The sequence below is a fragment of the Leisingera sp. M523 genome (assembly GCF_025141335.1).
In the GTDB taxonomy this organism is placed as follows: domain Bacteria; phylum Pseudomonadota; class Alphaproteobacteria; order Rhodobacterales; family Rhodobacteraceae; genus Leisingera.
Genome location: NZ_CP081036.1, coordinates 3,765,970 through 3,778,135 on the forward strand (window position 1 = coordinate 3,765,970; position 12,166 = coordinate 3,778,135).

At 60.1% G+C, this 12,166-nt stretch carries 14 protein-coding genes; 9 read left to right on the top strand and 5 right to left on the bottom strand.

Annotation, left to right across the window (positions count from 1 at the left end):
* Positions 1–14 precede the first annotated feature (14 nt).
* Positions 15–725, bottom strand: coding sequence for a uroporphyrinogen-III synthase (locus tag K3557_RS18735; RefSeq protein ID WP_311198506.1), 711 nt, complete (start codon positions 723–725; stop codon positions 15–17).
* Between the two features lie 88 nt (positions 726–813).
* On the opposite strand from K3557_RS18735, the gene tsaD reads away from it, so the two are divergent.
* The 6 genes from tsaD to K3557_RS18765 all read left to right on the top strand — a co-directional run bounded on the left by tsaD (position 814) and on the right by K3557_RS18765 (position 4,957).
* On the top strand, positions 814–1,911 hold the full coding sequence (tsaD, locus tag K3557_RS18740) for a tRNA (adenosine(37)-N6)-threonylcarbamoyltransferase complex transferase subunit TsaD (protein WP_259995732.1): 1,098 nt from the start codon (positions 814–816) through the stop codon (positions 1,909–1,911).
* Positions 1,908–2,870, top strand: a complete 963-nt coding sequence (locus K3557_RS18745) for an NAD(P)H-dependent glycerol-3-phosphate dehydrogenase (protein ID WP_259995742.1) — start codon at positions 1,908–1,910, stop codon at positions 2,868–2,870. Before tsaD ends, K3557_RS18745 begins: the two co-directional genes overlap by 4 nt.
* A gap of 1 nt (position 2,871) precedes the next feature.
* A complete protein-coding gene (locus tag K3557_RS18750) occupies positions 2,872–3,144 on the top strand; it encodes a YciI family protein (protein ID WP_065268630.1) in 273 nt (90 codons plus the stop codon).
* Positions 3,144–3,566, top strand: a complete 423-nt coding sequence (locus K3557_RS18755) for an EVE domain-containing protein (RefSeq protein ID WP_259995744.1) — start codon at positions 3,144–3,146, stop codon at positions 3,564–3,566. Before K3557_RS18750 ends, K3557_RS18755 begins: the two co-directional genes overlap by 1 nt.
* Before the next feature lie 46 nt (positions 3,567–3,612).
* Complete coding sequence (locus tag K3557_RS18760) at positions 3,613–4,008, top strand: DUF1761 domain-containing protein (protein ID WP_259995746.1); 396 nt, start codon at positions 3,613–3,615, stop codon at positions 4,006–4,008.
* Positions 4,009–4,309: 301 nt separating this feature from the next.
* Positions 4,310–4,957: a DUF899 family protein gene (locus K3557_RS18765; protein ID WP_259995748.1), complete on the top strand. Its 648-nt coding sequence runs from the start codon at positions 4,310–4,312 to the stop codon at positions 4,955–4,957.
* Positions 4,958–5,028: 71 nt separating this feature from the next.
* On the opposite strand, the gene ahcY is transcribed toward K3557_RS18765, so the two are convergent.
* Both ahcY and K3557_RS18775 read right to left on the bottom strand, forming a co-directional pair.
* On the bottom strand, positions 5,029–6,417 hold the full coding sequence (gene ahcY, locus K3557_RS18770; RefSeq protein WP_259995754.1) for an adenosylhomocysteinase: 1,389 nt from the start codon (positions 6,415–6,417) through the stop codon (positions 5,029–5,031).
* A 151-nt stretch (positions 6,418–6,568) separates the two neighbouring features.
* The gene (locus K3557_RS18775) at positions 6,569–6,883 is read right to left on the bottom strand and encodes a hypothetical protein (protein WP_259988702.1); all 315 of its coding nucleotides are present in this window, start codon (positions 6,881–6,883) and stop codon (positions 6,569–6,571) included.
* A gap of 235 nt (positions 6,884–7,118) precedes the next feature.
* On the opposite strand from K3557_RS18775, the gene K3557_RS18780 reads away from it, so the two are divergent.
* Positions 7,119–7,715: an HD family hydrolase gene (locus K3557_RS18780; RefSeq protein ID WP_259995756.1), complete on the top strand. Its 597-nt coding sequence runs from the start codon at positions 7,119–7,121 to the stop codon at positions 7,713–7,715.
* A gap of 3 nt (positions 7,716–7,718) precedes the next feature.
* Here K3557_RS18780 and K3557_RS18785 read toward each other — a convergent pair whose 3' ends face one another.
* Together K3557_RS18785 and K3557_RS18790 are read right to left on the bottom strand one after the other, a co-directional pair.
* Positions 7,719–8,273 (bottom strand): ActR/PrrA/RegA family redox response regulator transcription factor, encoded by a 555-nt coding sequence (locus tag K3557_RS18785; RefSeq protein ID WP_129372688.1) that lies wholly within the window; start codon positions 8,271–8,273, stop codon positions 7,719–7,721.
* 80 nt (positions 8,274–8,353) lie between these two features.
* On the bottom strand, positions 8,354–8,974 hold the full coding sequence (locus K3557_RS18790; protein WP_259995758.1) for an SCO family protein: 621 nt from the start codon (positions 8,972–8,974) through the stop codon (positions 8,354–8,356).
* Positions 8,975–9,090: 116 nt separating this feature from the next.
* Here K3557_RS18790 and regB point away from each other — a divergent pair, with 116 nt between their 5' ends.
* Entirely contained in the window at positions 9,091–10,485 is a 1,395-nt protein-coding gene (gene regB / locus K3557_RS18795; RefSeq protein ID WP_259988696.1) for a sensor histidine kinase RegB, read from the top strand.
* An 89-nt stretch (positions 10,486–10,574) separates the two neighbouring features.
* Positions 10,575–12,122, top strand: a complete 1,548-nt coding sequence (locus K3557_RS18800) for a PAS-domain containing protein (protein ID WP_259988693.1) — start codon at positions 10,575–10,577, stop codon at positions 12,120–12,122.
* Positions 12,123–12,166 lie beyond the last annotated feature (44 nt).

Below are 12,166 nucleotides of genomic sequence, written 5' to 3' on the forward strand. Positions count from 1 at the left end.
GAACACGCCGGACACTACTCTGCGCGCCCCTTGCCCTCAAGCCGGGACAGCTGGGCTGCGGCATCAAAGACAGCCTCTGCCATGGCTTCGGCATCAGGTTCCTTACTTACGCGCAACACCTTGCAATTCAAGCTTTTCAATGGTTCTGCAACAGCCTGGCTCAGCGCAATCAGGTGCAAATGCGCAGCATCCCCGCATTGACTGGCAAAATGACTCGCCGTTCTGGGAGAGAAAAGCGGCACGATCACATCTTTCTGTGCAGAAAGCACCGCTTGCGCCTCCTCTGACAACGCTAGAAGAACCTGATCATACACGGTTTGCGCACGGCAGGGGATACCGCCATCAGTAAGCCGTTGCGCAATCCCGCCCCGCGCATGGGCGCCCCGGAGATGCAACAGCGGTGCTTCCGGCGGCTGTTGCAGCATTCTTTCGACCAATTCATCCGCGCATTGCCCCAGGCTCACCGCCTGCCAGCCGGCCTCTGCCGCAGCCTTGGCCGTGCGCTCACCGACACAAAAAGCCGGCAGGCGCGCGGCAGTTTCACGTGAAGCGGCTTCCACCCCGTTGGCCGATGTGAAGATCACGCCTTTCACGCCATCCAGGCTGACCTGTGCCTGTATCGGCCGGATCTGCATCAGCGGCGCATAGACCACCTGCAACCCGGCACGGGCCCCTTGGGGCAGCCCGGCCACAAACCGCTCTGCCGCTGCCAGCGGGCGTGTCATCAGCAAAGGCACCATCGCGGGCTCCCGGGATTGTTTGCAATCCGCTTAGGTGGTAGCCCCGGCGGCAAAGCGATGCAACGGTAAGGCCATGACAAAGACCCTGACAATTCTGGGGCTGGAGAGCAGCTGTGACGATACCGCCGCCGCGGTGGTGCGGCAATCGGAGGGCGCCCAGCCCGAGGTTCTGTCTTCGGTCGTGTTCGGCCAGGCCGAGCTGCACAGTGCCTTTGGCGGCGTGGTGCCGGAGATTGCTGCCCGTGCCCACGCCGAGAAGCTGGACATTTGCGTGCTGGATGCGCTGGCTGATGCCGGGTTGAGCCTGAAAGACATGGATGCGGTCGCTGTGACAGCCGGCCCCGGGCTGATTGGCGGAGTGATGTCAGGCGTCATGTGCGCCAAGGGGATTGCTGCCGCCACCGGCCTGCCGCTGGTGGGCGTGAACCATCTGGCAGGCCATGCATTGACGCCGCGGCTGACAGACGGGATTGCCTACCCTTACCTGATGCTGCTGGTCTCTGGCGGGCACTGCCAATACTTGCTGGTGCGCGGGCCTGAGGATTTCACCCGCCTCGGCGGCACCATAGACGACGCCCCGGGCGAAGCATTTGACAAAACCGCCCGCCTGCTGGGCCTGCCGCAACCGGGCGGGCCGTCCGTGCAGGCAGAGGCTGAAAACGGCGATCCCAAGCGCTACCGCTTTCCCCGCCCCTTGCTGGACCGGCCGGATTGCAACCTGTCCTTTTCAGGCCTGAAAACTGCATTGATGCGGATGCGTGACCAAATCGCGGCGGAAAAGGGCGGCCTTACCCGACAGAACCGGGCCGATCTGTGCGCCGGTTTCCAAGCCGCTGTGGTGGATACGTTGGCCGAAAAAACCCGCCGCGCTATCCGCCTGTATCTGGAGGAACAGCCCGAACAGCCAACCGTGGCCGTTGCCGGCGGCGTTGCAGCAAACACCGCCATTCGCGCCGCGTTAGAGACTGTTTGCGCCGAGACAGGTGCCACCTTTACCGCACCGCCGCTGCGGCTGTGCACTGATAACGCCGCGATGATCGCCTATGCCGGGCTGGAACGGTTCAAGGCGGGCGCCCGTGACGGGCTGGACCTGACCACCCGCCCCCGCTGGCCGCTGGACCAAAGCAGCCCGGCACTGATCGGATCGGGCCGAAAGGGAGCCAAGGCATGAGTGTTTCAGTTCTGGGATCCGGTGCCTTTGGCACAGCTTTGGCAATCTCGTTGGCTGGCAAGGGCCCGGTGACCCTGTGGGCGCGCAACGCGATGAAAGCCCAGGCGATGCAGGACAGCCGCCGCAACGGGACCCGGCTGCCAGGTGTTGAGCTGCCCAAGAACCTTGCGGTCACTTCCAATATCGGGAAAGCCTGCGAGTCCGGTGTTCTGCTGCTGGCGGTACCGATGCAAACGCTGCGTGGCGCCTTGGAACAGCACAAGGATCACTTGACTGGAAAGACGCTTGTCGCCTGTTGCAAAGGGATCGAGCTGGACACTGGCCTAGGCCCGGTGGCGGTCATCCAGGAAGTTCTCCCGAATGCCAGCGCAGCGCTGCTGACGGGGCCGAGCTTTGCCGCCGATATTGCGCGCGGGCTGCCAACCGCACTGACCCTTGCCTGCAACGAGGCAGAGCAGGGCAAGGCACTGCAGACGCAATTGACCACGGCCAACCTGCGCCTCTACCGCACCACGGACACCATTGGAGCCGAAATCGGCGGCGCATTGAAAAACGTGATGGCAATTGCCTGCGGAGCGGTCATTGGGGCCGGGCTGGGTGACAGTGCCCGCGCCGCACTGATGACGCGCGGGTATGCTGAAATGCAACGCTTGGCACTGGCCTGTGGTGCGAAATCTGAGACGCTGGCCGGGCTTTCGGGCTTTGGTGATCTGACATTGACCTGCAGTTCCGACCTGTCCCGAAACTACCGCCTGGGACTTTCCATTGGCCGGGAGGAGGATTTTGACTCCACCATCACGGTCGAAGGGGCAGCCACCGCGCGGGCAGTCGCGGAACAAGCGCAGAGGATGAATTTGGACATGCCGGTCACTCTTACGGTAACCAATTTGCTAGATCAGCGCTTGACGATCAGCGAAGCAGCGGCACATTTGCTTAAAAGACCACTAAAAGAGGAATAAAATGCTGATCGCATTGATTGCCCGTGACAAGCCCGGCCATTTGCAGACCCGGCTGGACAACCGCGACGCCCATCTGGCCTATATCAACGACACCGGTGCCGTTGCGCAGGCAGGTCCGCTGCTGGATCAGGATGGCAATATGGCCGGATCTCTGGTTATTCTGGATGTCGAAGACATGGCAGCAGGTGAAGCCTGGGCAGAGAACGACCCCTACAACAAGGCCGGCCTGTTTGAAGCTGTCGAATTGATCACCTGGAAAAAGGTCATCGGCTGATGCGCTACTGGCTGTTCAAATCCGAACCCTCTACCTGGGGCTGGGACGACCAGGTCTCTAAAGGTGATGCGGGTGAAGAATGGGACGGCGTGCGCAACTACCAGGCGCGCAATTTCATGCGTGAAATGAAGATCGGCGACCGCGGGTTTTTCTATCATTCGCAGAAAGAAAAATCCGTGGTCGGTATTGTTGAGGTCTGCGCCAAGGCCCATCCTGACAGCACCACCGAAGACGACCGCTGGGAGTGTGTTGACATCAAAGCTGTGCGGCCTTTTGCTAAGCCGGTTTCATTGGACCAGATCAAGTCCGACCCGCAGCTGGAAGAGATGATATTGGTCAGGAACTCCCGCCTGTCTGTGCAGCCGGTGAGCGACGCGGAATGGGCCACCATCTGCGCGCTGGGGGAGACAGATCCCAGCTGATCTGCCAATCTGTTCCTAAATGGCTGAAACCATTGAGGAGAACAGCATGGAATTCTTAAGTGTGATCGTGGCGGCTGCGGCGGCATTTGCGCTGGGAGCAGGATATTACGGCGCCCTCGCCAAACCGTGGGTCGAGGCCGCTGGTGTTGAATGTGATGAAGACGGAAAACCGAAGGGCGGTCAGAGCCCGATGATTTTTGCGATGGCTTTTGTGCTGCAGCTGATCGTTGCTGGCATGATGCGCCATGTGTTCACCCTGTCCGGCATCGAGACCCTGGGCACGGGTCTGATTGGCGGTGCAGGTGTCGGATTGTTCTTCATCAGCCCCTGGATTGCCCTGAACAACATGTATGGGATGCGGCCGGTTAAGCTGACGCTGATTGATGGCGGCTATGCGACGCTGGCCTGCGCAATTGCTGGCCTGGTGCTGAGCCTGTTCTGAATTGAAAAAGGGAAGGACCTGAGGACAATCAGGACCTTCCCTTCCACCCCGCGTGCTCCACTATCCACCACACGCGTTTGAAAATCTGGTACCTGGCCGTCCTGGCCGGTGTCTTATGTGTAGCTCTTTGAAACACGATTCCGCAAATCAATAACCCTGACAATGCGAGCTAAATCAGCGACGCTGGAAGCTAGCCACATAATCTGCGTCACACCGCAGAACATGAGAAGCTTCTTGACAGATCGCCATATTAATTAACATAATTGTTAATTATAGAGTCACCAGTCAGGAAAGGCACGCAATGCCCGTAAGCATCCCTAACGAGAGCGCCGCCTACCGCACAGCCCGCAATGAACTGTTGCAAGCTGAGATCGGTTTGCGCGCGCAAACTGAAAAAGTTGCCGCCTTGCGACGGGCTTTGCCAGCCGGCGGGCGGGTTGCAGAGACTTATGAATTCCGCAGCACAAGCGGCGCTTCGGCATCCTTGCTGGACCTGTTCGGCAAGCACAGTGCCCTTGCGGTTTATTCTCTGATGTACGGGCCGGACAGCGAGGCAGCCTGCCCGATGTGTGCAGCGATTCTGGATGGCTGGCGCGGGCAAGTGTCCCATGTGCACGCGCGCATGGGGTTCGCGGTTGTCGCGCAATCATCGCCGGAACGGCTTGCAGCACTGCAGACCGCAAAGGGCTGGCAGGATCTGCCGCTCTATTCTGCTGCGGGCACTAGCTATCAGCAGGACTATTTGGGTGAAAGCAGCGAGGGCGCGCAGCTGCCGATGCTGCATGTCTTTACCCGATCAGACGACGGCATCCGGCATTTCTGGGGATCGGAGATGCTCTTTGAGCCCAGCCCCTGGCAGCCGCGCCATGTCGATGCGTTGTGGCCGATGTGGAACCTGTTCGACCTCACCCCTGAGGGGCGCGGCGACCATATGCCCAGCCAGCGCTGATCTGCGGCCCGGCAATAAAAAACGCCGCAGGATTGCTCCAGCGGCGCTGATTTTTTGAAAAGAGGAACCGCTTAGTAGCGATAATGCTCGGGCTTGAACGGGCCTTCCGGCTTGACGCCGATATAAGCGGCCTGTTCGGCGCTCAACTGAGTCAGCTTAACGCCGATGCGGCCCAAGTGCAGGCGGGCGACTTTCTCGTCCAGATGCTTGGGCAGGATATAGACGTCGTTTTCATAATGGTCGCCGCGGGTCCACAGCTCCATCTGGGCCAGCACCTGGTTGGTAAAGGAGGCCGACATCACGAAACTCGGATGGCCAGTGGCATTACCGAGGTTCAGCAGGCGGCCTTCGGACAGCAGGATCATGCGGTTGCCCGAAGGCATCTCGATCATGTCCACCTGTTCTTTGATGTTGGTCCACTTGTGGTTTTTCAGAGCGGCAACCTGGATCTCGTTGTCGAAATGGCCGATGTTGCCGACAATCGCCATGTCCTTCATCTCGCGCATGTGCTCGATGCGGATCACGTCCTTATTGCCGGTGGTGGTGATGAAGATATCGGCGGAACCGACTTCCTCTTCCAGCAGCACCACTTCAAAACCGTCCATCGCAGCCTGCAGGGCGCAGATCGGGTCGGCCTCGGTGACTTTCACCCGGGCGCCTGCACCGCGCAGGGAGGCGGCAGAGCCCTTACCCACGTCACCGTAACCGCAGACCACAGCGACCTTGCCGGCCATCATGGTGTCGGTGGCACGGCGGATGCCGTCGACCAGCGATTCCTTACAGCCGTATTTGTTGTCGAACTTCGACTTGGTGACCGAGTCATTCACGTTGATCGCCGGGAACGGCAGCTGGCCGTTCTTCTGCAGATCATAGAGGCGGTGCACGCCGGTAGTGGTTTCCTCGGACACGCCCAGGATCGCATCGCGGGTTTTGGTGAACCAGCCCGGGGATGCTTCCATGCGCTTCTGGATCTGCACCTTGATGACCGCTTCTTCTTCGGACTGCGGCACGGGAATGATATCCTCGCCCGCTTCGGCACGCGCGCCCAGCAGAACATAAAGGGTGGCATCGCCGCCATCGTCGAGGATCAGGTTGGGGCCTTCCTCGAACATGAAGGATTTATCCAAATAATCCCAATGCTCTTCCAGCGACTGGCCCTTGATCGCAAAGACCGGAATGCCTGCTTCGGCAATCGCCGCGGCAGCGTGGTCCTGGGTCGAGAAGATGTTGCACGACGCCCAGCGCACATCGGCGCCCAACGCCACCAGCGTCTCAATAAGCACAGCCGTCTGGATGGTCATATGCAATGAGCCGACAATGCGCGCGCCCTTCAGCGGTTTGCTTTCGCCGTATTCCGCGCGCAGGGACATCAGTCCCGGCATTTCGGTTTCGGCGATGTTCAGCTCTTTGCGGCCGAACCCGGCCAGCGCGATGTCCTTGACGATATAATCCCCGGCCATTGCCAGCTCCAATCCAGTTGCAAGTACAGTTGCAGGAGGGCCTAGCACTGCAATTGTTGATATTCAACGAAGATACCCGCAGCCGGAGCTTATGGCTCTGGCTTTTTATGGTGGAGCAGGCTGTTGGGGGGAGCCTGTCAGGCGGCCAATGTCAGCTTGGCGTGCCTGGGTCGGACGTATTTTCCGAAATGTGGAAGAATGAGGAACCGGTCGCAACAACGCAGCTGACCCCATTCGCATGTGTGACCAGAACCGTAAAAGTTCCGGTTTCATCCGACGACCAGACCTCGATCACAGTGGCCTCAGGGCGGCTTTTCTGCAATCCGCCGGCGGTCAGCCGTTCGGAGTATCCGCTTTCCAGCTTTTGGGTCATGACCTCGCGGTCGCCGCAGCTGGCTGCCAAGGCTGGCGGCGCCGTCGCTGCCATGCCGAATAACAGAGAAATACCAAGAAGACGCTTAAACATGACAAACTCCTTTCCATTGCGTGTCACGTCACGAAAAGGGGTTGCCGCAGAGAGGGGGCGGTGCCCCTTGTATACCTATAATATTGGGCCGCGCAGTGCCCGTTTCAAACTCACAAGGCATAAACACTCCGTTTTTTGCCTGTGTTCAGGCATCCGGCAGCCAAACCCGGCAAGCATTGCCCGGTTGCCGCGCAACGGTTAGTCAATGGGGTAAGTGCAGCGACAGGAAACCCTCATGCCCGCAAAACCCGCCCGCGCATGGCAGCGCATGCTGTCCGGCCGCCGCCTGGATCTGCTGGACCCGACACCGGTGGATATCGAGATAGAGGATATCGCCCACGGACTGGCATTTGTTGCCCGCTGGAACGGCCAGACCAGGGGGGATTTTGCTTATTCCGTGGCTGAGCATTCACTGCTGGTTGAGGACCTTTTCACCAGGATGAACCCAATGGCACCGGTCAAATGGCGGCTGGCAGCACTGCTGCATGATGCGCCGGAATATGTGATCGGGGACATGATCTCGCCAGTCAAAGCTGCGGTGGGGCCGGGATATGGCGAATTGGACTTGCGGCTGACGGCGGCCATTCACCTGCGGTTTGGTCTGCCCGCTGCCTTGCCCAAGACCATCAAGGCGCAAATCAAGCGGGCCGACAAGATCAGCGCCTGGATGGAAGCGGTGCAGATCGCCGGCTTTTCGGAAAAGGAAGCCAGCCGGTTCTTCGGCCGCCCGAAACCGGAGGTTACCGCGGGGTTGAATATCGTGCTGCGTCCGCCGCTGGAAACCCGTATGGCGTTTCTGGGCCGCCATACAGCGCTGATGGCGCAGCTCTGATCCTCAGCGCGGGCTGCGCTTGGCCAGTATCCGCTGCAGGGTGCGGCGGTGCATGTTGAGCCGCCGTGCGGTTTCCGAGACATTGCGGTCGCACAGCTCATAGATCCGCTGGATATGCTCCCAGCGCACCCGGTCGGCGCTCATCGGGTTTTCCGGCGGCGGCGGCAGCACATCCTCGTTGGCCAGCAAAGCGTTCATGATGTCGGTGGCATCGGCCGGCTTGGACAGGTAATCCGTCGCACCGATCTTGACCGCTGCAACAGCCGTGGCGATGGCACCATAGCCGGTCAGCACCACAACCCGGCTATCCGGACGTTTTTCCCGCAGCACTTCGACCACATCCAGACCGTTGCCGTCTTCCAGCCGCAGATCCACCACCGCAAAGGCCGGCGGGCGGGCCGTTGCAATGGCACTGCCTGCGGCAACCGACCCCGCAGTCTCCACTGAGAAACCGCGCTTTTCCATTGCCTTGGCCAGACGCCGCAGAAACGGCTCGTCATCATCAACCAGCAGCAGTGTCTTGTCTGGTCCAATATCCTGCAGAGCAGTTTCGGCCATGCCCGGTCCTCCGCGAAGTTTTTGTCTGTTCACGCAAGAATATGTCCGGGCAGGGGGAAAGGTCAAACAGCTATCCTGCCTCAGATTTTTTCGATGAAGCAGGCGGTCTTGTCGGCCATCTGCTCCGCCGTTTCATCGCGGCGGAAGAATTCCACAAAGCCATCCTCGGGCAGTACCAGATAGGAAAAGGTCGAATGGTCGACGAGGTAGTAATCCTCATCCCCTTCGTTCTTCTTAAAGTAGGTCTTATACGCCTTGCTGGCGGCCTTCACCTGGTCCAGAGACCCGGTCAGCCCAATCATCTTTTCATGCAGGTTTTCGGCGAAATCGCCAACAGCTTCAGGGGTATCGCGGCCCGGGTCGATGGAAATGAACACCGGCGTCACGCTGATGCCGCGCTCTGCCAGCACATCGACCGCATCCGCGTTGCGGGCCGAATCCATCGGGCAGACGTCAGGACAGAAAGTGTAGCCGAAGTAGACAATCGACGGCTCGGTGATCACATCCTTGTCGGTGACAGTCTCGCCCTTGGCATTGACCAGCTCGAACGCCCCGCCGATGGTATCGGTGCCGCCAGCGATCTGGCTGCTGCGGCACTGTGCGAATTTGTCGCCTCCAGCCCCTCCGCGGGTCATAAACCAGGCACCACCCACAAGGGCAGCAACAAAAGCAACAGCAAAGAGAGCATAGACGCGGGTCATGAGATCACACTTTTCGTAAGGGAAGGGTTGTTGATCGTTTGCAGCGCCAGACCTATCAAGAAACACAGCCGATGCAACTGGCGCACGGCGTCACATCTGCGGGAGCAACGAACCTTATGAGCGATCGCATCTTCAGGCTGACAAGCGGCCAGGAACACAGCCATTGGATCCGCCTGCGGACCCTGATCCTGCTGCGCTGGGTGGCCATTGCCGGACAGATCACCGCCATTGCCGTGGCGCAGCACCGCTTTAACCTGCAGTTGGAGCTGGGCCTGTGCTATCTGGCCATTGGCATTTCAGCCGCCGGCAACCTGATCGCCATCTTCGCGTTCCCGGAAAACAAACGCCTGACCGAGTTTGAGAATTTCCTGATGGTGCTGTTCGATCTGCTGCAGCTGGCCTTCCTGGTGTATCTGACCGGCGGGTTGAACAACCCCTTTGCTTTACTCGTGCTGGGGCCGGTGACGATTTCCGCCGCCGTCATGGGGCTGCGCTCCACGCTGATCATCGGTGCCACCGCTGTCATTCTTGTCACCCTGATGGCAGAATTCCACCTGCCCCTGCGCACCGAACAAGGTTTCATCCTGCGCATTCCCGATGTGTTCATCTTCGGCAATTGGATCGCCATTGTCATCGCCATTCTGTTCATCGGCGCCTATTCCTTCCGGGTCAGCAACGAAATGCGCTCTATGTCGGATGCGCTCAGCGCTACCCAGCTGGCGCTGTCGCGCGAGCAAAAGCTGACCGACCTGGGCGGCGTGGTGGCGGCAGCGGCGCATGAGCTGGGCACACCGCTGGCCACCATAAAACTCGCCAGTGCCGAGCTGATCGAAGAGCTGGACGACCGCCCTGACCTGCGTGAAGATGCCGCGCTGATCCGTGAACAGGCCGACCGCTGCCGCGACATCCTGCGCGGCATGGGCCGGGTCGGCAATGACGATCTGCATTTGCGTCAGGCGCCGTTTTCAACCCTGGTGACCGAAGCGGCAGAGCCGCACATGAACCGCGGCAAATCCGTTATCTACCATGAGGAACCGCTGGAGGGAGGTGACTTTCAGCAGCCAACAGTTATGCGTAAACCCGAGATCATCCACGGGTTGCGCAACCTGGTGCAGAATGCAGTGGATTTCTCCCACTCCACCGTCTGGATCGATGCTGCCTGGAACAACGACCGGATCATTTTGCGGATCTGCGACGATGGCCAGGGATTTCCGCCGCATCTGCTGGGCCGCATTGGCGATCCGTTTGTGCGTCGCCGCCGGGGCGAAAACGAGCTGAAGCAGCGGCCCGAGTACGAGGGCATGGGCCTGGGTCTCTTCATTGCCAAAACGCTGCTGCAGCGCACCGGTGCACAGCTGAGATTCGCCAACGGCGCAGACCCTTTCCAAACCCTCAGCCCCTACCGCGAACGGCGCGGCGCCATTGTCGAGGTTGCCTGGCCACGCAAAAAAATCGACGCCATGGCAGACGGCGGCCCTGTCATTGGGAAAAATATACCTTTAGAAATTTAACTATTCACTTTTGGGCAACCAATTAAACTTGATTTAACCATTATTAGGGAACCATGCGGGTAAACGAGAGCTGAACTGGGCAGGACGACATGCAGGACTTCGCTTCGATCGAATGGTTTGTACTGGCAGCGCTTTGTGCTGCAACAGCGGCGGCGGCGGTCTGGTGGCTGTCACCCAATCCGCGCCGTAATGGCATGGAACATGATCTGCTGGCCGGCGACGGCCGCACAGATGCGGTGTTCCTGTTTGACGAAAACAGCCTGATCGGCTGGTCTTCGGGCGCGCGGAAATTCATTGGCGACCAGGCGGAGAACTTTGACTGGGGCATGCTGCGCGACCAGCTGGCCCGCAGCTACCCGGGCCTGCCGCAGTCACCGGGCTTTCTCAAGGATGTCGGCCCGCTCGTTCTTTCCGGCACCGCTTCTGCCGAAAGCCGCGAGGCGCATTGCGAATGGATCGACGGGGTCACCCGCGTGCAGCTGCGCCGCAGCACCTTGGAGGAACAGAACAAATCCCTTGATCAGGAACTGACCACACTGCGCGCTGCCGTGCATCAGGCGCCCTACCCGGTCTGGCTGCAGTCGGAGGAGGGCAACGTTACTTGGTCCAACCTCGCCTATGACGACCTCAGCCAGAAGATACGCGGCCGCAATGCCGACTTTGCCGAGCCCCTGTTCACCGACCTGCACGACCCGATGAACAGCGGCAAGCCGGAGCGGATCTACATCCCGCTGCCGGAAAGCAACAAGAAACTGTGGTATAACGTTTCCACCACAGAAACCGAAGCCGGCTGGCTGTGTCACGCGGTGGATGTGAATGCGGTGGTCGACGCCGAGGTTGCCCAGCGCAATTTCGTGCAGACCCTGGCCAAGACGTTTGCCCAGCTGTCGATCGGTCTTGCGATTTTTGACCGCAACCGCCAGCTGGTGCTGTTCAATCCGGTGCTGATCGACCTCACTGCCCTGCCCGCCAATTTCCTCAGCTCGCGGCCCAATCTTCTGACCTTCTTCGACCGTCTGCGCGACCAGCGGATGATGCCGGAACCCAAAAGCTACTCCAGCTGGCGCCACCAGATGGCCGACCTTTTGGAGGCCGCCGCTGAAGGCCGCTATCAGGAAACCTGGTCGCTGCCATCGGGATCCGTCTACAAGGTTTCGGGCCGGCCGCACCCGGACGGCGCCATTGCCTTCCTGTTCGAAGACATCACCGCCGAGGTCACACTCACCCGCCAGTTCCGCTCAGAGCTAGAGATGGGCCAGTCAATCATGGACCAGATGGACGAGGCGATTACGGTCTTTGCCAGCGATGGCAGCATGACCTTCTCTAACAGTGCCTATGGCAGCCTCTGGTCAATGGACCCGGAAGCCAGCTTTGCCAAAGTCTCGATCATGGATGCCAGCCGGATCTGGCAGGACACCTGCGCGCCGACCCCTGTCTGGGGTGAGATCCGCGATTTTGTCGCTGGCGGAGACGGGCGCGAAGCCTGGTGGTCGCATGTCCAATTGCGCGACGGCACGCGCATGATCTGCAAGGTCTCCGCAATTCAGAACGGTGCGACGATGGTCAGCTTCCGGGCACCGGAAACCGTGGCCTTGCCGGCAGGCCAGCAGCGCTTCCCCGCTATCAGCAAGGGCTAGGCCCGGAAACCGGCTTGCAGCAGACCGGCGGCGGCGCCATTCTA

What these genes read in the sequence shown, in the direction of transcription:
- K3557_RS18800 (WP_259988693.1), top strand. Translation starts at nt 10,575, where the DNA reads ATGCAGGACTTCGCTTCGATCGAATGGTTTGTACTGGCAGCGCTTTGT.
- K3557_RS18760 (WP_259995746.1), top strand. Translation starts at nt 3,613, where the DNA reads ATGGAATTCTTAAGTGTGATCGTGGCGGCTGCGGCGGCATTTGCGCTG.
- K3557_RS18750 (WP_065268630.1), top strand. Translation starts at nt 2,872, where the DNA reads ATGCTGATCGCATTGATTGCCCGTGACAAGCCCGGCCATTTGCAGACC.
- K3557_RS18780 (WP_259995756.1), top strand. Translation starts at nt 7,119, where the DNA reads ATGCCCGCAAAACCCGCCCGCGCATGGCAGCGCATGCTGTCCGGCCGC.
- tsaD (WP_259995732.1), top strand. Translation starts at nt 814, where the DNA reads ATGACAAAGACCCTGACAATTCTGGGGCTGGAGAGCAGCTGTGACGAT.
- regB (WP_259988696.1), top strand. Translation starts at nt 9,091, where the DNA reads ATGAGCGATCGCATCTTCAGGCTGACAAGCGGCCAGGAACACAGCCAT.
- K3557_RS18790 (WP_259995758.1), bottom strand. Translation starts at nt 8,974, where the DNA reads ATGACCCGCGTCTATGCTCTCTTTGCTGTTGCTTTTGTTGCTGCCCTT.
- K3557_RS18765 (WP_259995748.1), top strand. Translation starts at nt 4,310, where the DNA reads ATGCCCGTAAGCATCCCTAACGAGAGCGCCGCCTACCGCACAGCCCGC.
- K3557_RS18745 (WP_259995742.1), top strand. Translation starts at nt 1,908, where the DNA reads ATGAGTGTTTCAGTTCTGGGATCCGGTGCCTTTGGCACAGCTTTGGCA.
- K3557_RS18755 (WP_259995744.1), top strand. Translation starts at nt 3,144, where the DNA reads ATGCGCTACTGGCTGTTCAAATCCGAACCCTCTACCTGGGGCTGGGAC.
- K3557_RS18775 (WP_259988702.1), bottom strand. Translation starts at nt 6,883, where the DNA reads ATGTTTAAGCGTCTTCTTGGTATTTCTCTGTTATTCGGCATGGCAGCG.
- K3557_RS18785 (WP_129372688.1), bottom strand. Translation starts at nt 8,273, where the DNA reads ATGGCCGAAACTGCTCTGCAGGATATTGGACCAGACAAGACACTGCTG.
- ahcY (WP_259995754.1), bottom strand. Translation starts at nt 6,417, where the DNA reads ATGGCCGGGGATTATATCGTCAAGGACATCGCGCTGGCCGGGTTCGGC.
- K3557_RS18735 (WP_311198506.1), bottom strand. Translation starts at nt 725, where the DNA reads ATGACACGCCCGCTGGCAGCGGCAGAGCGGTTTGTGGCCGGGCTGCCC.